The 19,138-nt window shown below is 67.6% G+C and carries 16 protein-coding genes; 10 read left to right on the top strand and 6 right to left on the bottom strand.

Annotated features, from left to right (window positions below):
- Nucleotides 1–19: 19 nt before the first annotated feature.
- From NF551_RS03575 to NF551_RS03585, 3 genes are all read right to left on the bottom strand, one after another.
- The gene (locus NF551_RS03575) at nucleotides 20–1,708 is read right to left on the bottom strand and encodes an amidohydrolase (RefSeq protein ID WP_227895411.1); all 1,689 of its coding nucleotides are present in this window, start codon (nucleotides 1,706–1,708) and stop codon (nucleotides 20–22) included.
- Entirely contained in the window at nucleotides 1,708–2,991 is a 1,284-nt protein-coding gene (locus tag NF551_RS03580) for an MFS transporter (protein ID WP_252604982.1), read from the bottom strand. Before NF551_RS03580 ends, NF551_RS03575 begins: the two co-directional genes overlap by 1 nt.
- Nucleotides 2,992–3,092: 101 nt before the next feature.
- The gene (locus NF551_RS03585; RefSeq protein ID WP_227895409.1) at nucleotides 3,093–3,707 is read right to left on the bottom strand and encodes a TetR/AcrR family transcriptional regulator C-terminal domain-containing protein; all 615 of its coding nucleotides are present in this window, start codon (nucleotides 3,705–3,707) and stop codon (nucleotides 3,093–3,095) included.
- Nucleotides 3,708–3,894: 187 nt separating this feature from the next.
- Between NF551_RS03585 and NF551_RS03590 the strand changes: the two genes are divergently transcribed.
- Together NF551_RS03590 and NF551_RS03595 are read left to right on the top strand one after the other, a co-directional pair.
- Nucleotides 3,895–4,428 carry a hypothetical protein gene (locus NF551_RS03590; protein ID WP_227895408.1) on the top strand — a complete coding sequence of 178 codons (534 nt, stop codon included), beginning with the start codon at nucleotides 3,895–3,897 and terminating at the stop codon, nucleotides 4,426–4,428.
- Between the two features lie 170 nt (nucleotides 4,429–4,598).
- Nucleotides 4,599–5,105 (top strand): hypothetical protein, encoded by a 507-nt coding sequence (locus tag NF551_RS03595; RefSeq protein WP_227895407.1) that lies wholly within the window; start codon nucleotides 4,599–4,601, stop codon nucleotides 5,103–5,105.
- Here the strand turns inward: NF551_RS03595 and NF551_RS03600 are convergent.
- On the bottom strand, nucleotides 5,067–6,029 hold the full coding sequence (locus tag NF551_RS03600; protein ID WP_227895406.1) for an EamA family transporter: 963 nt from the start codon (nucleotides 6,027–6,029) through the stop codon (nucleotides 5,067–5,069). The genes NF551_RS03595 and NF551_RS03600 overlap by 39 nt on opposite strands.
- A gap of 45 nt (nucleotides 6,030–6,074) precedes the next feature.
- On the opposite strand from NF551_RS03600, the gene NF551_RS03605 reads away from it, so the two are divergent.
- Nucleotides 6,075–6,551 carry a MarR family winged helix-turn-helix transcriptional regulator gene (locus NF551_RS03605; RefSeq protein WP_227895405.1) on the top strand — a complete coding sequence of 159 codons (477 nt, stop codon included), beginning with the start codon at nucleotides 6,075–6,077 and terminating at the stop codon, nucleotides 6,549–6,551.
- Between the two features lie 226 nt (nucleotides 6,552–6,777).
- Here the strand turns inward: NF551_RS03605 and NF551_RS03610 are convergent, their stop codons facing one another.
- Nucleotides 6,778–6,945: a hypothetical protein gene (locus NF551_RS03610; RefSeq protein WP_227895404.1), complete on the bottom strand. Its 168-nt coding sequence runs from the start codon at nucleotides 6,943–6,945 to the stop codon at nucleotides 6,778–6,780.
- 18 nt (nucleotides 6,946–6,963) lie between these two features.
- On the opposite strand from NF551_RS03610, the gene NF551_RS03615 reads away from it, so the two are divergent.
- From NF551_RS03615 to NF551_RS03635, 5 genes are all read left to right on the top strand, one after another.
- Entirely contained in the window at nucleotides 6,964–8,619 is a 1,656-nt protein-coding gene (locus NF551_RS03615) for a bifunctional metallophosphatase/5'-nucleotidase (protein ID WP_227895403.1), read from the top strand.
- A gap of 714 nt (nucleotides 8,620–9,333) precedes the next feature.
- On the top strand, nucleotides 9,334–11,232 hold the full coding sequence (locus NF551_RS03620; protein WP_227895469.1) for an FAD-binding monooxygenase: 1,899 nt from the start codon (nucleotides 9,334–9,336) through the stop codon (nucleotides 11,230–11,232).
- Nucleotides 11,233–11,402: 170 nt separating this feature from the next.
- Nucleotides 11,403–12,695 carry an ion channel protein gene (locus NF551_RS03625; protein WP_227895402.1) on the top strand — a complete coding sequence of 431 codons (1,293 nt, stop codon included), beginning with the start codon at nucleotides 11,403–11,405 and terminating at the stop codon, nucleotides 12,693–12,695.
- A gap of 148 nt (nucleotides 12,696–12,843) precedes the next feature.
- The gene (locus tag NF551_RS03630) at nucleotides 12,844–13,917 is read left to right on the top strand and encodes an NAD(P)-dependent alcohol dehydrogenase (RefSeq protein WP_227895401.1); all 1,074 of its coding nucleotides are present in this window, start codon (nucleotides 12,844–12,846) and stop codon (nucleotides 13,915–13,917) included.
- Nucleotides 13,910–15,058 (top strand): NAD(P)/FAD-dependent oxidoreductase, encoded by a 1,149-nt coding sequence (locus NF551_RS03635; RefSeq protein ID WP_227895400.1) that lies wholly within the window; start codon nucleotides 13,910–13,912, stop codon nucleotides 15,056–15,058. Before NF551_RS03630 ends, NF551_RS03635 begins: the two co-directional genes overlap by 8 nt.
- Nucleotides 15,059–15,075: 17 nt before the next feature.
- On the opposite strand, the gene NF551_RS03640 is transcribed toward NF551_RS03635, so the two are convergent.
- Nucleotides 15,076–16,284, bottom strand: coding sequence for an ROK family transcriptional regulator (locus NF551_RS03640; RefSeq protein ID WP_227895399.1), 1,209 nt, complete (start codon nucleotides 16,282–16,284; stop codon nucleotides 15,076–15,078).
- A gap of 173 nt (nucleotides 16,285–16,457) precedes the next feature.
- Between NF551_RS03640 and xylA the strand changes: the two genes are divergently transcribed.
- Together xylA and NF551_RS03650 are read left to right on the top strand one after the other, a co-directional pair.
- Entirely contained in the window at nucleotides 16,458–17,645 is a 1,188-nt protein-coding gene (gene xylA / locus NF551_RS03645) for a xylose isomerase (protein ID WP_227895398.1), read from the top strand.
- A 33-nt stretch (nucleotides 17,646–17,678) separates the two neighbouring features.
- On the top strand, nucleotides 17,679–19,118 hold the full coding sequence (locus tag NF551_RS03650) for a xylulokinase (protein ID WP_227895397.1): 1,440 nt from the start codon (nucleotides 17,679–17,681) through the stop codon (nucleotides 19,116–19,118).
- Nucleotides 19,119–19,138 lie beyond the last annotated feature (20 nt).

A 19,138-nucleotide genomic window follows, 5' to 3' on the forward strand; every position in this document is an offset into this window, starting at 1 on the left:
CGGAGTTCCTTCGGGTCGGTCAGGACAGGGTATCGGCCGCGGCGGAAAAGACCGTCCTGCCGCCGGTAACGGTCAGTAACACCGAGTTGGCCAGCAGGTCCTCCGCCGGTCCGGCAAGCGGGTCGGCGGCCAGGACGGTGAAGTCCGCCATGTGCCCGGGGCGAATCTGCCCAAGGCTGGCCTCCGCACGGCAGGAGTAGGCGGCGTCGCGCGTGGCGTGGCAGAGGGCATCGGCCAGGTCCATGGCGTAGCGGGGCAGGTTCGCGACCAGCTCCGGGTCCATGGCGGACTTGCGAGTGGCCGCGACGTACAGGTTGGGCAGCGCCTGGTACGGGGCGGTGGGGGCGTCCGTGCTGATCGCCAGGACGGCACCGGCCTCGCTGAACTCGGTCCAAGGGTAGGCCCGCTCGGTCCGGTCATCGCCGAGCATGGCACGCCAGTTGTCCTGGATGGCCGGATCCGCGTGGACCGGCTGGACGGAAGCGACGACGCCGAGGTCCGCCAGGCGCTGGACGTTGGCTTCGGTGACGGTTTCCAGATGCTCGATCCGGTGCCGGCGTGTATCCGCCGGTCCGTTGACCCGCACCGCATGTTCCAGGGCATCGAGGGCGATATCCGAGGCTTCGTCACCGATCGCGTGCAGGGCGACCTGCAGTCCGGCGGCATCTGCGGCGGCCACTACGGGGAAGAGCGCTTCGCGGTCCCAGATCGGCCCGGAAGTGCTGCCGTCGGCGTAGGGCTCCTTCATGGCGGCGGTGCAGCTGTCGATCACCCCGTCCACAATGACCTTTATCCCGCACAGCTGCAGCCAGGCGGCCGTGCCGTTCGCGGCCAGTTCCGCCGCGAGTTCCTGCGCCCGGGCCACCTGCGCCAGGTTCTCTTCGGTGCTGTCCCTGCGGTGGATCAGCCAGTGGCCCTTCACCCGGAGCGGCAGCGTGCCGCCGTGCCGGACTAGGGCGCGGGTGAACGCGGCGACGTCGTCGTCCCCCACTGCCATGTCCACGGCGCCGGTGACTCCGGCCGCGGCGTAGTGGGCGAAGGCGGCTTCGAGCCAGGCGTCGCGGTCTTCGTCGCGGGCCGCGTTGGCCAGGGCCGGCCAGACGATCTGCACGGCAGCGGTTTCATACAGCATGCCGTCGGCGGTTCCGGAGGAACCGCGGCCGATCCGTCCGCCGAGCGGGTCGGGGGTGCTGCCGTCGATGCCGAGTTCGGCCAGCGCGGCGCTGTTGACCCAGACCGAGTGCAGGTCATTGGAGTCCAGGTAAACCGGGCGGTCGGGTACGGCGGCGTCGAGCAGATCCCTGGTAGGTTCCGCACCGCCAAGTGCGCTGTGCAGCCAGCCGCTGCCCAGGACCCGGGGCAGTGCCGGGTTGTCCCGGACCGCCTGCCGCAGGCGTTCCTGCAGGTCGGCGAGGGTTTCCGCATCCCGGAGCTGGACCTTGCCGAGGGCCTGGCCGGTCATCAGCAGGTGGGTGTGCGCGTCGATGATTCCGGGCAGGACGAACGCTCCGCCGAGATCGACCGTTGTGGCGCCGTCGCCCGCGGCCTGGGCTGCGGGGGCGGTGTCCCCAGCGAAGAGGAAGCGCCCATTCTCGACGACGAACGCTTCGACGGTGGGCGGTTCGACGGCGTCCGCCTCGTTATGCAGCCCGGCTGCATGCGGTCCCGTGGCCGTGAAGACGATGCCGTTGGTGTAGAGCGTGCGCATCAGGCGACCGCCGTCGTCGTCGTGGTTTCGGCGGGGAGTGCCGCTGCCTTTTCGGCGCGGACCGAGTAACGGGAAATGATCACGAACGGGACCAGCAGGATCAAGGTCATCACGGCCAGGAGGATGCCCAGCGCCGAGTAGCCGGCCGAGGCGGAGACCGCAGTGCCGAGGAACGGGGCAAAAGCGGAGCCGATGAGGTAGACCCCGAGCGCCGGAGCGGACCATTTGCCGGAGGCGTCCAGGGCCGCGGCGATGGCAATGATGTAGATGAAAGCGATCAGGTACAGGGTGTTCCAGAGAATGATGACGGCCATGTAGAGGCCGGAATCCTCGACCGTGCCGGAGATGAATTTCATGGCGGCACCGGCCACAAGCACAACGGCCAGCGGTACGGTGCGGCCCAGCCGGCGGCCGGCCAGCCCGACCAGGGCAGATCCCAGCAGCCCGCCGAGCGTGGACAGGCTGAGCACCAGGCCCATGCCGGTCTCATCCAACCCGGCCTGGTCTGCGCCCATGGTCGCGGCGACGGCCCAGAGCGAATCCTCGCTCAGGCCCCAGAGGGCAAAGCAGATCAGCAGGCCAAGCCCGGCGAGTGTTGCTTTGCGGGAGGGGTTGCGGATGCCGACGCCGGTGCCTGCGGGGGTGCCGGTGGCTGCGGCGGGCTCGCGCTCCGGCGCTGCCGTGGCGGGCACCAGTGTGGCGGCGGGCGCCGCCGTCGGGCTGTCCGGAAGCCAGGAGGTTACCAGCAGGGCCGCCAGCGCGAGCCCTGCCAGCAGGCCGAACGCACTGCCCATCCCGGCGCCCAACGCCGGAATCACGAACAGCACGACGGACACGATGGCCCGGTTCGTGAAGCCGCTGATGCCGGAGGCACGGTCCGGGTTGCGCAGTGCACCCAGCGCGGCACCGGCGGAGGACACGGCGCCGCCGGCCCCAAGGCCGCCGAGAATGACGCCGGCAATCACTGCGGGTTCGGACGGAAGGAACGCTGCCGCACCGAAGCCGGCGGCGGTCAGCACCAGGCCGGCCCGGGCAATCAGGTAACGTCCGGACGACGCCGCCCAGCGCGAGGTCAGGAGGCAGGAGAGTGCGCACGCGAGCAGGGACGCTGTCATCAGCGTGCCGGCGGCCGTGACGGAGAAGCCGAGGTCCGCCGTGAGGGCGACGATCATGATCGGCACCAGGTTGGCCGTCATGAAACCGATGACGCCGATACCGAAGACGGAGACGGCCCGTTTGGGGGTGAGGGGAACCCGTCCCTCGGCGGAAATGGTCTGGACCATGATGTCTCCCTCGGTGCGTGCGGTGGAAAGTAAATGAATGAGTTTCATTTACTTTCGGGGACGCTGGCCCGTTGCGCAATAGTAAAACGAAAGGGTTTCAGTTAACTCTGTGTAAACTCCTGGGCCCGCAGCCCTTCGATCAGGACTTCCAGTCCCAGTTCAAAGGCGGCTTCCGCCCGGCCTTCGATGGTGAACGGTGCCTGCAATGCGCGGTCCAGCGCGGGAAAGTCACCCGGGGGAGGGGCCCACACGACGGCCGGGGCCGTCAGTTCCATAACCGAACCGAGCACCAGGTTATCGATCAGTGACAGCGCGGACACGATGCGGTTCGGCGGCAAGCCGGCCTGCTCCAGGGCGAGCGCCATCGTCTCGTAGGCAGCGAGGGCGCCTGTGTCCTGGACGGTCTGGGCCAGGATCAGCGGCACCAGCCGCGGGTGGGCTGCGATGCAGCGGCGGTAGGCGCGGACGACGGCGCGCAGTGCCTCGTCCCACGACAGGTCCTGGACGGGCAGCTGGAGCTTTTCGGAGAAGACGCGCGCGCGGATGAGTTCGATGATGTGTTCGCGGTTCTGGATGTGGTTGTAGAGCGAGGACTGGCTGACCTCCAGTTCCCGGGCGATCCGGGGGAAGCTGAAGTTCCCGGTCGTATCGATCAGTTCCAGCGCCGTCGTAACGATGGCCTCGGCCGAAAGCAGCGGCGAGCGGGGGCGGGGCATGGCGGGACTCCTCGATTAGTAGTGTCCACCAATCTACCGACACGGCGGCCGGCGGCGGTGGCGCAGCCTTCCACGAGCAGATCCAGCGGGCCTGCCGCCGTACCGTGACTGTGGCAGCGCCGCCGTCGTACCCCTACAGGAGGCTCTGCCCTCCCGCAGGGTCCGTACCCGGGGCTAAGCTCCGGGCATGAACAGGGGAAATTTCTGGACGGCAGTCTCGGACTGGGCCATCACCTGGATTCCTGTGCTCGGACCGCTGGGCATCCTGACGACGGCACTGGTTGCCTACTTTGCGTACCGGCAGAAACTCGAGGCAGACCGCCGCGCCCAGTGGTGGGTCCGGGCGCAGTGGGCGCTCGAAGCATCCCTGAGCGCAAATCCGCGCCGTTCGCTGGCCGGGCTGGCGGTGCTGAATGACCTGAAGACCAGCTCGCTCGCCACCCGTGAAGACCGGGAGTTGTTCCGGCTCATTGCCCTGACGGCGCGGGATGAGCTTCTGGCTGAGGCTGCGCCGCCGGCCTCGGTGCGTGCGCGTGAGGCAGCTGGGTCCGGGTCCGGTGACGGGACTGTCCTGGAGACGCGGATCCTGGAGCAGGCTCATCTGCTGCTTGGATCCGCAGAGCCGGCAATGCGCCCGCCAAGAACCCGCCTGCCGGGAACCCGGGGCGCCGCTCCTGCGGGTCCGCCGCCGCCGTCCCGCCAGGAGGAACCGAGCGCCTAAGCGGGGTGGTGCTTCAGCACCAGCCTGCCGGCATCCCAATCTCGGCGGCTCCTTGCCGCCCATCCCGGCTGCTCCTACCGTAGAAGGACCCGGAACCATCGACCCCGCAACTGCGAAGGGCCCAAATCCAGGCCACTTGCCGTGCGGCGTCCGGACCCTGCGAGGCGATCATGGGCACACAACCGAACGATCCTATGTACAGCTACGGACAGGGCTATCCCCCGAGCGGGGTGCGCTCCAACCAGGGATGGGGGCTGGCGCTCGCCGGGCTGATCTTCGGGGTGGTTGCCCTGGGAATGTTCTGGATCCCGCTGATCAACTACCTGGCACTGGCGCTGGCAGTGGTGGGACTTGGACTCTCGATTGCGGCGCTGGTCATCGCTGTGCGCCGCGGTACTACGGCGAAGATCCTGTCCATCGCTGCTGTAATTGTCTCCGGGCTGGCGTTCGTGCTGTGTGCGATGGCTATCTTCCTGTGGGGTGCCCTTTTCAGCAGCATCGGTGAAGACGAGGACACCACAAGATATGTGCCCGCACCCACAGTCACCATCACTAGTCCGGCTGCGACAGGGAGTTCGGGCGGGATGGCTCCTTCGTCGTCGGCCCCGTCCACCGGAACCGGCACGTCAACCGGCACCTCAACAGGTGCGACGAGCTCCGCTACCTCGTCCGAATAGGCGCCTTCGCTCCGGGGCGGTCGGCAGCTCCGCTGCCTGGGCCGGCGCCTCCGCCGGCATGAGCGTGCCGAGCCGCGACCCCCAAAGGGTCACCGCAAGCAGGGACCCAAGAATCAGCAACAGTCCGCAGGCCTGGCCGGCACTGAAGGACTCCCGCAGCACAACAGCACCCGCCACCGCGGCGACGACGGGACTGAGCAGCGACAGGAAACTCACCTGTGAGGCCGGGAGACGTGTGATGCCGCGGAACCACAGCCAGTACGCCAGCACGGTGCCGGCAATCGCGAGATAAACATAGCCCGCAATGTTCACGGACGTGAGGGACGGCAGGGAGGCACCTTCCGCCACAAGCATCACCGGAACGAGGAAGAGCCCGCCGGCCACCAGCTGCCAGGCCGTCGAAACCAGCGGACCGGCCGGCGGCTGCCAGCGCTTAGCCAGCACTATCCCGGCTGCCATCGACACGGCACCTCCCAGTGCCGCCAGCACCCCCACGACGTCGAGCCGGGCATTGGCCTGCAGGACCAGCAGCCCTACCCCTGCTACTCCGGCAACCCCGGCACCCAGTTTCAGGGGTGTCAGCCGCTCGCCCAGCAGCCGCACCGCCAAGCCAGCCACGATCAAAGGCTGCACCGCTCCAACCATGGCGGCCACTCCGCCCGGCAGCCGGTACGCCGCCACAAACAGCAGGGCAAAAAACACCCCGAAATTCAGCAGCCCCAGCACCGCCGATTTCCACCACCAGGCTCCGGAGGGCAGCCGGCGCAGAACCACCAGCAGGATCAGTCCGGCGGGAAGGGAGCGCAGCACGGCAGCCAGCAGCGGCCGGTCCGGCGGCAGCAGTTCGGAGGTCACGAGGTAGGTCGTGCCCCAGATGGCCGGAGCAAGGGCAGTCAGGATCAGGAACAGCAATTTACTAAGCACTTAGCAATAATTACTTAAGCACTTAGCAATGTCTAGACTGGAGGCATGAGCGACCACGTCGACAACGTCCTGGCCCAGTGGGCCGCAGAGCGCCCTGACCTGGACGTTTCCCCGATGGCTGTCCTTGGCAGGCTCAGCCGGGCCTCGCGCCGGCTGGACTCCGAACTTGCGCAGACCTTCGCCACCCACAACCTCGACGCCGCCGGATTCGACGTCTTGGCGACCCTTCGCCGGGCAGGTGCTCCCTACGCGCTCAGCCCCAAGGACCTGGCCGCCGGTGCCATGGTGACGTCCGCCGCCGTCGCACAGCGGCTCAATAAGCTCGAGGCGCGCGGTTTGGTGGAACGCTCCCGGAACGACGACGACGGCCGCAGCACCCGCGTGACGCTCACCGAAACGGGCAGGCAGCTGGTCGATGCCGCGCTGCCGGACCACGTCGCCACGGAGCATCGGCTGCTCGAGCCGCTCACCGGCGTCGAACGCCAGACGCTCGCGAAGCTGCTGGCAAAACTCGGCGGCTGACGCCCAATCTCCGTCACATGGTATTCGCGTAATCCGGACCGAAAACGGGGTGCGCACTTCCGCCGGAGGGGCCGGGAGGGGAAGGCTGCCTAAGTACGCAGCACTGCGCAAGTCACTACGCCCTCCAAGGAGCTGGTTTCCCGTGTCTTTCCATCCGCCCCGCCCCCGCACCCGCGTGGCCGCAGTCCTCGCCACTGTCTGCGCGGCTAGCCTGATCCTTATGCCGTCAGCAGCCGCCGCCCCAGGACACGGACATGGCTCCGGCCACTCGTCCGGCCACGGCCACGGTCACGGCCATGGCCACGGAAACGGACACGGACCTAAACCCGGGCATCCCGGTCACCCCGGGCATCCAGGCAAACCGGACAAACCGGGCAAGCCAGGCAAGGACCAAACCGCCACGGTAACCGTGATGGGCACCTCCGACCTGCACGGCTACATCGAGAACTGGGACTACTTCAAGGATGCGGAGTACGACGACGCTGCGGGCAACGATGTGGGTCTCGCCAAAATCTCGGCACTGGCCAACCAGGTCCGGGCGGACCGGGGAGAAGCCAATACCCTGCTGATCGATGCCGGTGACACGATCCAGGGGACGTCGCTCACGGACTACTTCGCCAACGTCGAGCCGATCACCGAGACCGGCGAAATCCACCCGATGGCGGCCGCCATGAACGCCATGGATTACGACGCCGCCGCGCTGGGCAACCATGAATTCAACTACGGCACCGACCTCCTCGCAGAGTTTGAGGACCAGCTGGACTTCCCGCTGCTGGCGGCCAACGCCGTGGATGAGAACACCGGCAAACCCGCCTTCACCCCGTACATCATCAAGACAGTGAAACCGAAGGGAAACAAGCCGATCAAGGTCGGCATCCTGGGCCTGACGAATCCGGGTATTGCCATCTGGGATAAGGGCAATGTGGAGGGCAAGCTGCGCTTCCCGGACCTGGTGGAGACGGCAGCGAAGTATGTGCCGCGGATGAAGGCCGCGGGCGCCGACGTCGTTGTGGTCAGTGCACACTCCGGAACCTCCGGCACCTCCTCCTACGGCGACGGACTGCCGCTGGAAAATGCTGCCACGCAGGTAGCCGAGGAAGTCCCGGGGATCGACGCGATCCTGGTGGGCCACGCGCACCAGGAAATCCCGGAACACTTCGTCACCAACAAAACCACCGGCGAGCAGGTGCTGCTGACCGAGCCGCTGAACTGGGGCATGCGGCTGTCCGTCATGGACTTCGAACTCACCAAGGTGCGCGGAAAATGGGACGTGACGTCGGCGTCGTCCTCCCTGCTGAATGCCAACACCGTGGAGCCGGATCCGGTGGTCTCCGGCCTGGTGCGCGATGCCCACCAGCGGGTGATCGACTACGTCAACACCCCGGTGGGCACAGCTACGGAATCCATGCCGGCGGCGGAATCGCGGTACCGGGACACCGCGGTGATCGATTTCGTCAACGAAGTCCAGGCCGACGCCGTCGAGCGGGCGCTGGCCGGCACCGAAAACGCGGGACTTCCGGTGCTCTCCATCGCTGCACCGTTCAGCCGCACGGCCGTTATCCCCGAAGGGCCGGTGACCATCCGCGACATCGCCGGACTCTACGTCTTTCCCAACACGCTCTACGCGGTGGACATGACCGGCGCGCAGATCAAGGATTACCTGGAGTATTCGGCGAAGTACTTTGTGCAGACTGCTCCGGGTGCTCCGATTGATCCGGAGACGCTGACCAACGCGGATGGCACTCCGGACTACAACTACGACATGTTCTCCGGGATCTCCTACGACATCGACATCTCCCAGCCGGCGGGGCAGCGGATCACCAACCTGATGTACGACGGCGCTGCGCTGGATCCGGCGCAGCACTTTGCCGTGGCCACGAACAACTACCGCCAGTCCGGCGGCGGGAACTTCCCGCACATTGCCACGGCTCCGGTGCTGCTCAACCAGCAGACCGAAATCCGCCAGCTCCTCATCGATTACGTGGTGGCGAACCAGAGCATCGACCCGTCCGCGTTTGCGGAGGAGAACTGGCGGCTGGTCCGGGCCGGGGTGCCGGTGTTCGGCTAGGTTGCACGGGTTCGTAGAGCCGCGCCGTTCGTTGGGTTGCGTTCGGTGCGCTCACGCCCGTTCGTTGGGGCGCTCGTTTGGCTGCGTCCTGAGTTCAGCGTTGCTGAGCTCGGTGTTTCCGGGCGCGGCCGATTTTCGCGGGGGAGTGTCCTCAGGCTCCAGGTGCGGAGGTCCTCGATTTCGATGGGCCCGAAATTCCTCCGCCTTGGGACTTCCCTGCCGGTTTGGGACATTCCTGCCAGCGCGCCGCGGAGGATTGTCCCCAACTGGCAGGGATTGTCCCGAACTGGAGGAAATATGCCTCGGATTGGTGCCCAAACTGGCGGGATTGTCCCGAGCTGGAGGGTTTCGGCCCAAGCCTGGTGGTGTCCCCAACCGGAGGGATTTGGGCCAGGTTCCGTGCCCAAGCGCTCGCCGGTTCGGGTTTTCGCTGCCACTTCGGCCTTTCGCTGCCACATACAACCGGCAGCGAAAACTGGAACAGGGAGCAGAGCAGATTACCGGCAGCAGAAACCCCGGCCCCGCCCCACCCCACCCATCCCCGCCCCCAAACGTCACACACGCGATGCTTGTTGTGACCTGCGTCATGCCTCCAGTACAGTGTCTGCACCAGCACAGTTTCGACTATTGAATCGCCTGTTCAAATAACGAACACCGAAGGCGCAGTAATCCGGTCGGACACCCGCAAGAAGACACAACGAAGTGAGGACACCCGTGCAGTTCCACCACCACGGCTACGTATCCGGCGATCCGCGCGTACAGCCCGCAGCCGGCGTCGGAATCAACCGGCCCGAAGAGCTCCCCGATGAGATGGACGTGCTCATTGTCGGCTCCGGTCCCGCCGGCATGCTCGCCGCCGCACAGCTGTCCCAGTTCCCGGACATCACCACCCGGATCATCGAACGCCGTGACAGCCGGCTGGTGATCGGCCAGGCCGACGGCATCCAGGCACGCAGCGTGGAAACCTTCCAGGCCTTTGGCTTCGCGGAGGAGATCATTGCCGAGGCCTACCGGATCACCGAGATGTGCTTCTGGCGCCCGGATCCCGAGAACCCGCAGAACATCGTCCGCTCCGGCCGCGCGCTGGACGATCCGACCGGCATCAGCGAGTTCCCGCACCTGATTGTGAACCAGGCCCGCGTGCTGGACTACTTCGCCCGTGTCATGGCGAATTCACCCACCCGGATGAAGCCGGACTACGGTTATGAGTTCGTGGACCTGGAAGTCGACGACGACGCCGAGTACCCGGTAACAGTCACCCTGCGCCGGACTGCCGGCCCGGACGAAGGCGCCGAGCGCATCGTCAAGGCCAAGTACGTGGTGGGCTGCGACGGCGCCCGGAGCAAGGTCCGCCAGTCGATCGGCAGCACCCTGGCCGGCGACGCCGCCAACCACGCCTGGGGTGTCATGGACGTCCTGGCCAACACCGACTTCCCGGACATCCGCACCAAGTGCGCCATCCAGTCCTCCAACGGCGGCAGCATCCTGCACATTCCGCGCGAAGGCGGGCACCTGTTCCGCATGTACGTGGACCTGGGTGAAGTTGCCGAGGACGACAACGGTGCTGTCCGCCAGACGAGCATCGAAGAAATCATCGATAAGGCCAACGCGATCCTGCACCCCTACACGCTCGACGTGCGCAACGTGGCCTGGCACAGCGTCTACGAGGTGGGCCACCGGCTCACCGACCGGTTCGACGACGTCCTGCCCGAGCAGATTGGCAAGCGCACCCCGCGCGTCTTCATCACCGGCGATGCCTGCCACACCCACAGCGCCAAGGCCGGCCAGGGCATGAATGTGTCCATGCAGGACGGGTTCAACATTGCCTGGAAGCTCGGCCACGTGCTGGACGGCCGCGCCCCGGAAAGCCTGCTCGCCACGTACTCCGCCGAACGCCAGGTGGTTGCCAAGAACCTGATCGACTTCGACAAGGAATGGTCCACACTGATGGCCAAGAAGCCCGAGGAGTTCGAGAACCCCTCGGACCTCGAGGACTTCTACGTCCGCACTGCCGAGTTCCCCGCCGGCTTCATGACCGAATACACGCCGTCCATGCTGGTCGGCGAGGCCCGGCACCAGGACCTGGCGACGGGCTTCACCATCGGCAAGCGCTTCAAGTCAGCTCCGGTGCTGCGCGTCTGCGACACCAATCCGGTGCAGCTCGGGCACCAGGCCAAGGCTGACGGCCGCTGGCGGATCTACGTCTTCGCCGACGCCGCCGAGGCCGGCACGCCTTCGCCGACCACGGAGCTCGCCGAGTGGCTGCAGAACGCTCCGGAATCACCGCTCGCCGCGCAGCCGGCCGACGGCGACGGGGATGCCTGGTTCGACGTCAAGGTCATCTACCAGCAGGACCACACCGGCATTGACCTGGGCGCGGTTCCGGCGGTCTTCAAGCCGCAGGTCGGCCCGTTCAAGCTGAATGACCTCACCAAGGTCTACGGCACCGACCCGGAAGCGGACATCTTCGAGCAGCGCGGCCTGGACCGCGGCGGCGTCGTCGTTGTGGTCCGCCCGGACCAATACGTTGCCAACGTGCTGCCGCTGACCGCGACGGCGGAGCTCGGTGAGTTCTTCGCTCCGCTGCTGCCGGCGCGCCAGGCACAGCGCTAGTACACATAAGCAAAGGACGACGGCGGCACTTTCGGTGCCGCCGTCGTCCTTTGCGTTAACGCCGGCACCGTTTCGCCGGCCGAATATTGCCGCTCGCCCTCCCGGCCAACCGCGCCCGGCCGTACGCTGGGCTGAGCACAGCTCCGCTCCCGCCGCCCAGGGATGGCACTATGACCGAACCCGCATCTGAGGGCTTCCTGGAGAAAAACCGTGTCCGGACGCTGGCCGCCCTCTCGGTTCCGGCGGTCCTGGTCGGCGTGGTTTCGGCCCTGATCCTCTTTGGCCTGGACGAGCTCAGCTACCTGCTCCAGGAATTGCTCTGGGATGTGCTGCCGCACGCAGCGGGCATCGATCCCGACGGCGGCTGGTGGGTTTTCGGGATGCTCACCGCCACGGGCCTCGCCGTCGGGCTGATTGTCCGGTACCTGCCCGGCCATGCCGGACCCGACTCCGCGGCAACCGAGTTCGGCGGACCCGCCCTCCCGCTGAAGGTGGTGCCCACCCTGGCAGCAGCAGCGGTGATCGGCCTGGCCGGCGGAGTCAGCCTGGGCCCGGAAAACCCTGTCATTGCGATCAACACCGCGGTCCTCACCGCCCTGCTGACCCGCCTGTTCAGCCGGGTCCCGGACCGCCTGATCATCGGACTCACCGTCGCGGGAACGGTAGGCGCCCTGTTCGGCACGCCGGTGGCCGCTGCCCTGCTCTTCACCGGAATGGCCGGCTCCATGGCCGGCAAGGCTGCCCTGTTCGACAAGTTGTTCCTTCCCCTTGTCGCTGCCGGTGCCGGCGCCGCAACCATGATCCTGCTGGGCGGCACACTGCTGAAGTTCAGCCTGCCGGATGCCGGCGGGGACACGGATCTCTGGGATGTGCTTGCCGGCCTGGTCATCGCGCCGGTGGCAGCCGCCCTGGGGCTGGCCGGGGTGTTTGCGTTCCGGTGGGCGCACCGGCTGTTCCACCGGCTGGCCAATCCCCTGCTCTTCACCACCCTGGGCGGTGCCCTGCTGGGACTCCTGGGCGTGCTCGGCGGCCCGCTCACTCTGTTCAAAGGCGCAACCGAATCGGGGGAACTGCTGCGCAGCACCGGGGAGTCCTTCGGCTATCTGCTCTTTCTGGCGGTGGTCAAGCTCGCTGCCCTGGTGGTTGCCTCGGCGGCAGGTTTCCGCGGCGGCCGGATTTTCCCCGCACTGTTTGCCGGCGTCGCCTTCGGCTTGGCCGCCGCCGCGCTCCTGCCGGATGTTCCCGTCAGCGTCACCGTCTCAACTGCGGTCCTGGGCCTGGTGCTGGCTGTGGCCCGGGACGGCTGGCTGGCGCTGTTCGTCGCCGTCATCATCACCGGCGACGCAACCGTGACGGCGCTGCTGTGCCTGGCCGTGCTGCCGGCGTGGCTGGTGGTCACCAACGCACCGCACTGGCTGGCGGACGACGGCGGCGACGGCGCACGCCCCCGCGGGACCGCCTAGCAGGCCCTCGAGTTCCAACGGTTCGGGTCTGTCGGAGCCGGGTTTGCGCGGGATACGATTCCGGCCACAAACACAGTCGCAGTACAAACACAGTCGCAGTACAAACAGAGTCCCATTGCAAACACAGTCCATTGCAAAGGAGCAAGGCATGAAAGCTGTTCGGGTGCACGCCTACGGAGAAGACGCACGCATTGACGATGTACCGGAGCCGGAAATTACCGGCCCGTGGGACGTGCTGGTCCAGGTAGGAGCCGCGGGGGTCTGCCGCACCGATCTGCACATCCTGGAAGGACAATGGGATGCTCTCCAGCGGCCCACGCTGCCCTACATCCTCGGCCACGAAAACGCAGGCTGGGTGCTGGATGTTGGCTCGGCGGTAACGAACGTGGCACCGGGCGACACCGTCATCATGCACCCGGTGACCTCCTGCGGACTGTGCCCGCCCTGCCGTGCGGGACAGGATTCGCACTGTGAAAACTCCACCTTTCCGGGCCTGAACACCGACGGCGGCATGGCCGAGCTGCTCAAAACCAACGCCAGGGCCGTGGTTAAGCTGGATGCCTCGGTGCGCCCCGCGGACGTGGCCGCCCTGGCCGACGCCGGCCTGACCGCCTACCACGCCGTGCGGCGGGCCGTACCGCTGCTGCCGCCGGGATCCGAGGCCGTGGTGATCGGTGCCGGCGGGCTCGGCCATATAGGGGTGCAGTCGCTGAAGGCGCTGACCGGAGCCCACATCACGGTTGTCGACACCTCGGACGAGGCGCTCGCCCTGGCCAAGGAACTCGGCGCCGACGCCACCGTGAACCCCCATGACCTGCGCCCCGCGGCCCGCGCTGTCGGCGAGCCGTTCGTGGAGGCCGTCGTGCTTGCCGTCCTGGACATCACCTGCGGGGGAGCCCACGTGGTCTTCGACTTCGTGGGGGAGAGGGGCACGGAGATCACGGGACCGGCGATGCTCCGCAACCGCGGCAGCTACTACGCCATAGGGTACGGCGGGACACTGGCCCTGCCGACCATCGACCTCATCTCCCGCGAAATCAGCGTGGTGGGAAACCTGGTGGGCACCTACCAGGATCTCGCGGAACTGATGACGCTGAACTCCCAGGGCGAGATCACCCTGCACACCACCACCTATGACCTCCTCGATGCGGTGCAGGCCCTGCACGACCTCGACGCCGGCAAGCTCACCGGCCGGGCCGTCCTGGTGCCGGACCGTGGCTGAACCGGAGGCAGAGCGGGTGCCGGACGGCCGGAGGGCCGTGGTGCTCGGCGGGGGAGTGCTGGGACTTTCCACGGCGCTGGAGCTGCTGCGCGGAGGAGCTGAGGTGCTGCTGGTGACCGAGTCGGAGGTTGGCAGCGGAGCATCCGGGCGCTCGTTGTCCTGGCTGAACGCCGGCGGCAGCTACGCAGAATCCTACTTCCGGCTGCGGATGGCCGGCATCGACCGTTACCGGACCCTGCTGGCACGGCATCCGGACGCGGACTGGCTGGCGTTCGGCGGCGGCCTGTACTGGGACGATGATCCGTTCGTGGTCATCGACCGGCACAACGCGCAGACCCGCCGCGGCTACGAAGCACGCATGCTGGGGCGGGACGACGCCGCCGCCCGGGTGCCGGGGATCGACCCGGGGGTGCTGCCGCACCGGGTGCTGGCCAATCCGGGCGAAGGCTGGGTGTCCCTGCCGCATCTTATTGCGGGGATGGCCGGGGAATTCACCATGCTCGGCGGAATGTTGATTGAACACGCCGGGCTGTGCACCGTGCTTGGGGAAAGCGGCGGGCCGGTGCGCGGGGTGCGCACGGCTGCGGGCCGGGACTACCGGTCCGACGCCGTCGTCCTGGCCTGCGGGGCGGGTACGCCCGCCGTGCTGGCGGCAGCCGGAATCGAGCTGCCCGACGCCTCGGATCCGGCGATGCTCCTGATCAGCCGGCCCCTGGAGCACGGTCTGCGGACCGTGCTGAACACGCCCCGGATCTCCCTGCGGCCCCACCCCGGCGGACGGCTGGCCATGGACCACACCTGGTACCTGGACCGGGTGAAACAGAACGCGGACGGCAGCTGGGACGTGGACGAAGACATCCTGACCGAGGTGGCCGCAGAAGCTTCCCGGCTGCTGGCCGGCAATCCGGAGGTGGCCGTGGAGGCCTGGCAGCCCGGCCTGAAGCCGGTTCCCGGCGACGGCGAACCGGTCTTCGGAGAGCTGCAGGCTCTGCCTGGCTGCTGGGTGTTGTTCACCCATTCCGGTGCCACGCTGGGGCTGATTGGTGGCGAGCTGGCCGCCGGCGAAATCCTGACCGGACGCCGGCATCCGCTGCTGGAACCCTTCCGGCCTGAACGGTTCGGCTACGGCTGGGAATCCTAACCGCCGGCAGCCCGAAGTCAGCCGTGCTGCTCCGCGGAGGAAATGGCATTGGACAGTGCCGCGGGGTCGGAGAGCAGCGGACTGAAGGCCAGTTCAGCCGCCCCCACCAGCAGCAGGTCTGCGCCCAGGGCAGCCCGGCGGATCTCTACCGATCCGCCCAGTCCGCCAATGGCACCGGCAGCAACGGCCCGGTGCAGGCGCTCAGGGTCGAACGCCCACAGCGCGCCCAGGAAGCCGCCGAGCAGGACGGCCCGGGGGTTGAAGACGTTGACGAAGTTCACGACTGCCTCGCCGAGCAGGTCCAGCTGCCTACCCGCCACGGCACGGAAGGCGGCCGAATCCTTTGCGGCCTCCATGGCAGCCTCAAGCTCGTCCAGATCCGCGTGCCCGAGTCCCAGGGTCTCGAGCAGGCCGCCGAGATTGACCTCGGTTTCCAGGCATCCTCTCCGCCCGCAATGGCAGGGCAGACCGTCGGTGCGCACCAGGGTATGACCCAGTTCGCCGGCGAAGCCTGCTGCTCCGCCCAGCGGAACGCCGCCCACTACCGCGCCGCCGCCGATACCGCTGGCGCTTCCGTTCAGGTAGACCACGTTGGCTTTGCCGACGGCGGCACCGAAAACGCTTTCGGCAAGGGTTCCCAGTGTGGCGTCGTTGCCGGCATAGGCGGGAAGCCCCAGGGCATCCTGAAGCGCCGTGGTCAGCGGCTCGTCCTCCCACTTCAGATGCGGAGCCAGCCGGACAGAGCCGTCCGAGCTGTCCACCAGTCCCGGAACCGCAGCACCGATGCCGATGACGCGGTCCATCAGCGCCAGGCTGGACGCCATGCCGCCCACCACGGTCCGGGTGATATCCACGGCCTCGGCCACGCTCGGACACCTCTCGGTTTCGTGGCGGATCCTGCGGTGCACCTTGCCGCCCAGGCCCACCAGGCCCACGGTGACGGCGTCGACGTCGGGATGGACTGCCAGCACCGCGATGCGTTCGTTGGCGTGCACGCGGGGACTGGGACGCCCTGCCCGGGCGGGCGCCGCCGGCTCGGTTTCATACGCCAGGCCAAGGCGTCCCAGCTCGGTGGTCAGGGCTCCCACAGTGGACCGGTTGAAGCCGGTGAGGCGGGTCAGCTCAGCCCGGGAAAGCGGTCCGCTGCGGTGCAGGAGAGTCAGCACGCGGGCAAGATTCTGCGCCCGGATGCCCTCGCTGCGCGGTTTTCCCGGTTTTGTCGGCATGCGCTGGATCTTTCTCGTAACGGGCAGGGGACGTTCGATTGTTGCACGTAACAGCAAAAAAACGGGATCAATTCGCCCGGAAAGAACAACGGAAAGCCGTTGACAGCGTCCGTTCCGACTCATATGTTGTAGGCCACAACTAATCTCCAGAAACCTCAAGCCGGGAGTGCACCATGCCAACGACGCCATCACCTGCCGACCACTTCACCTTTGGGCTCTGGACTGTCGGCTGGACCGGGAATGATCCGTTCGGCGTACCCACCCGGCCCGACCTTGACCCGGTGGAGGCCGTCCACAAACTGGCCGAGCTGGGCGCCTACGGGGTGACCTTCCATGACGATGACCTGATCCCGTTCGGTTCCTCCAACCAGGACCGGGAACTGATCCTGAAGCGCTTCACCAGTGCCATCCAGGACGCCGGCCTCAAGATCCCCATGATCACCACCAACCTGTTCAGCCATCCGGTGTTCAAGGACGGCGGCTTCAGCTCCAATGACCGGTCCGTGCGCCGCTTCGCGCTCCGGAAGGTACTGCGCAACATCGACCTCGCTGCGCAGCTGGGGGCGGAGACCTTCGTGATGTGGGGCGGGCGCGAAGGCGCCGAATACGACGGCTCCAAGGACCTCTCCGCCGCACTGGACCGGATGCGGGAAGGGGTAGACACCGCAGCCGGCTACATCAAGGAACAGGGCTACGGCCTGAAGATCGCGCTGGAACCGAAACCGAACGAACCCCGCGGCGACATCCTGCTTCCCACCGTCGGCCATGCCCTGGCGTTCATCGCCGAACTGGAGAACGGCGACATCGTTGGCCTGAACCCGGAAACCGGCCACGAGCAGATGGCCGGACTGAACTACACCCACGGCATTGCCCAGGCGCTCTGGGCCGGGAAACTCTTCCACATCGACCTCAACGGGCAGAAGTCGATCAAGTACGACCAGGACCTCGTCTTCGGCCACGGCGACCTGACCAGCGCCTTCTTCACCGTGGACCTGCTGGAAAACGGCTTCCCGGGCGGCGGACCGAAGTACGAGGGCCCGCGCCACTTCGACTACAAGCCCTCCCGCACCGACGGGTACGACGGCGTCTGGGCCTCCGCTGCGGCGAACATGTCCATGTACCTGCTGCTCAAGGAACGGGCGCAGGCGTTCCGCGCCGACCCGGAGGTCCGCGAGGCCCTGGAAGCCTCGGGCGTGTTCGAACTGGGCGAGCCGACGCTCGCCGCCGGGGAAACGGCCGCGGACCTGATTGCGGATTCGGCATCCTTTGAGGACTTCGACGCCGGTGCTGCCGCACAGCGGAACTTCGGCTTCATCCGGCTGAACCAGCTGGCCCTGGAACACCTCCTCGGAGCCCGCTGACCCTCCCGCCGATCCATCCCGAAAGGTACGCCCATGCCGCTAGTGGCAGGAGTGGACAGCTCCACGCAGTCCTGCAAGGTCGTGATCCGCGACGCCGAGACCGGTGCCCTGCACCGGCAGGGCACCGCCCGCCATGCACCGGGGACAGAGGTGGATCCCGAAACGTGGTGGAGCGCGCTTCTTGAAGCCGCGGACGCGGCGGGAGGGCTCGGCGACGTCGCGGCCATCGCGGTCTCCGGCCAGCAGCACGGCATGGTCTGCCTGGACGCTGACGGTGCCGTGGTGCGCCCGGCCCTGCTCTGGAACGACACCAGGTCTGCCGGTGCCGCAGCAGACCTGGTGGCCGAGGCCGGGCCTGACGGGGCCCGGTATTGGGCCGACACCACGGGCAGCGTCCCGGTGGCCTCCTTCACCGCAACGAAGCTTCGCTGGCTGGCCGGGAATGAACCGGACAACGCCGGCCGGACGGCGGCGGTGTGCCTGCCGCACGACTGGCTCACCTGGCGCCTGGCCGGCTACGGTCCGGGCAGCGGAGCCGAAGGACTGGCCGCCCTGCGGACCGACCGCTCCGATGCTTCAGGCACCGGATACTGGTCACCGGCAACGGGCCAGTACCTCCCGGAGATCCTGGAAACGGCCCTCGGCCACGTTCCCGTCCTCCCCAAAGTGCTCGGCCCCCTGGAACCAGGGCTGCAGACGCCATCCGGAGCCATTCTCGGCCCGGGAACCGGAGACAACGCAGGCGCGGCCCTGGGCGTCGGCGCCGGCGTCGGCGACATCGTGGTTTCCGTCGGCACCTCAGGCACCGTGTTCGCCGTCGTGGACCAGCCCACAGCGGACCAGACCGGCCTCGTGGCAGGATTCGCCGACGCTACGGGCAACTTCCTGCCGCTGGCTGCAACCCTCAACGCGTCCCGGGTGCTCGATGCGACCGCGGCGCTCCTCGGCGTCGGGCTTCCCGAACTCACCGACCTGGCGCTCTCCGCCGAGCCGGGCTCCGGGGGCCTCACGCTCGTGCCCTACTTCGAAGGTGAACGCACACCGAACCTTCCCGAGGCGAAGGCCAGTCTGCACGGAATGACGCTGGCCAACTACACGCCGGCGAATCTGGCACGGGCCGCCTTCGAAGGGGTGGCCTGTTCGCTGGCAGACGCTTTCGGTGCGTTTACTGAGCTGGGCATCGAGGCCCGCCGGATCATCCTGGTGGGCGGCGCGGCGCGCTCTGCGGCCATGCAGCAGGCACTTTCCTCTGTGCTGGGAATGCCGGTGGACGTGCCCGAGCCCGGGGAATACGTAGCCGACGGTGCGTCCCGGCAGGCGGCCGCTGTGCTGACCGGCCGGTGGCCGGAATGGAAGACCCAGGACTCCCTGACGGTTGCCGAGGCTCCCGCGCCCCGGGTGCTGGAGCGCTACCTGGCAGCGGCGCTCGGCCAGTACGGTGCCGCCTCTCCCAGCGTTCCGGCCGCCGGGTAACGCAGGGATCCGGGGGAGCG

It is taken from the genome of Arthrobacter caoxuetaonis (genome assembly GCF_023921125.1).
In the GTDB taxonomy this organism is placed as follows: domain Bacteria; phylum Actinomycetota; class Actinomycetes; order Actinomycetales; family Micrococcaceae; genus Arthrobacter_B; species Arthrobacter_B caoxuetaonis.

Excerpts from the sequence above, each read along its gene's own strand:
- NF551_RS03595 (WP_227895407.1), top strand. The coding sequence starts at position 4,599 with ATGGGCACACAACCGAACGATCCTATGTACAGCTACGGACAGGGCTAT.
- NF551_RS03615 (WP_227895403.1), top strand. The coding sequence starts at position 6,964 with ATGGGCACCTCCGACCTGCACGGCTACATCGAGAACTGGGACTACTTC.
- NF551_RS03575 (WP_227895411.1), bottom strand. The coding sequence starts at position 1,708 with ATGCGCACGCTCTACACCAACGGCATCGTCTTCACGGCCACGGGACCG.
- NF551_RS03630 (WP_227895401.1), top strand. The coding sequence starts at position 12,844 with ATGAAAGCTGTTCGGGTGCACGCCTACGGAGAAGACGCACGCATTGAC.
- xylA (WP_227895398.1), top strand. The coding sequence starts at position 16,458 with ATGCCAACGACGCCATCACCTGCCGACCACTTCACCTTTGGGCTCTGG.
- NF551_RS03605 (WP_227895405.1), top strand. The coding sequence starts at position 6,075 with ATGAGCGACCACGTCGACAACGTCCTGGCCCAGTGGGCCGCAGAGCGC.
- NF551_RS03640 (WP_227895399.1), bottom strand. The coding sequence starts at position 16,284 with ATGCCGACAAAACCGGGAAAACCGCGCAGCGAGGGCATCCGGGCGCAG.
- NF551_RS03580 (WP_252604982.1), bottom strand. The coding sequence starts at position 2,991 with ATGGTCCAGACCATTTCCGCCGAGGGACGGGTTCCCCTCACCCCCAAA.
- NF551_RS03585 (WP_227895409.1), bottom strand. The coding sequence starts at position 3,707 with ATGCCCCGCCCCCGCTCGCCGCTGCTTTCGGCCGAGGCCATCGTTACG.
- NF551_RS03650 (WP_227895397.1), top strand. The coding sequence starts at position 17,679 with ATGCCGCTAGTGGCAGGAGTGGACAGCTCCACGCAGTCCTGCAAGGTC.
- NF551_RS03625 (WP_227895402.1), top strand. The coding sequence starts at position 11,403 with ATGACCGAACCCGCATCTGAGGGCTTCCTGGAGAAAAACCGTGTCCGG.
- NF551_RS03590 (WP_227895408.1), top strand. The coding sequence starts at position 3,895 with ATGAACAGGGGAAATTTCTGGACGGCAGTCTCGGACTGGGCCATCACC.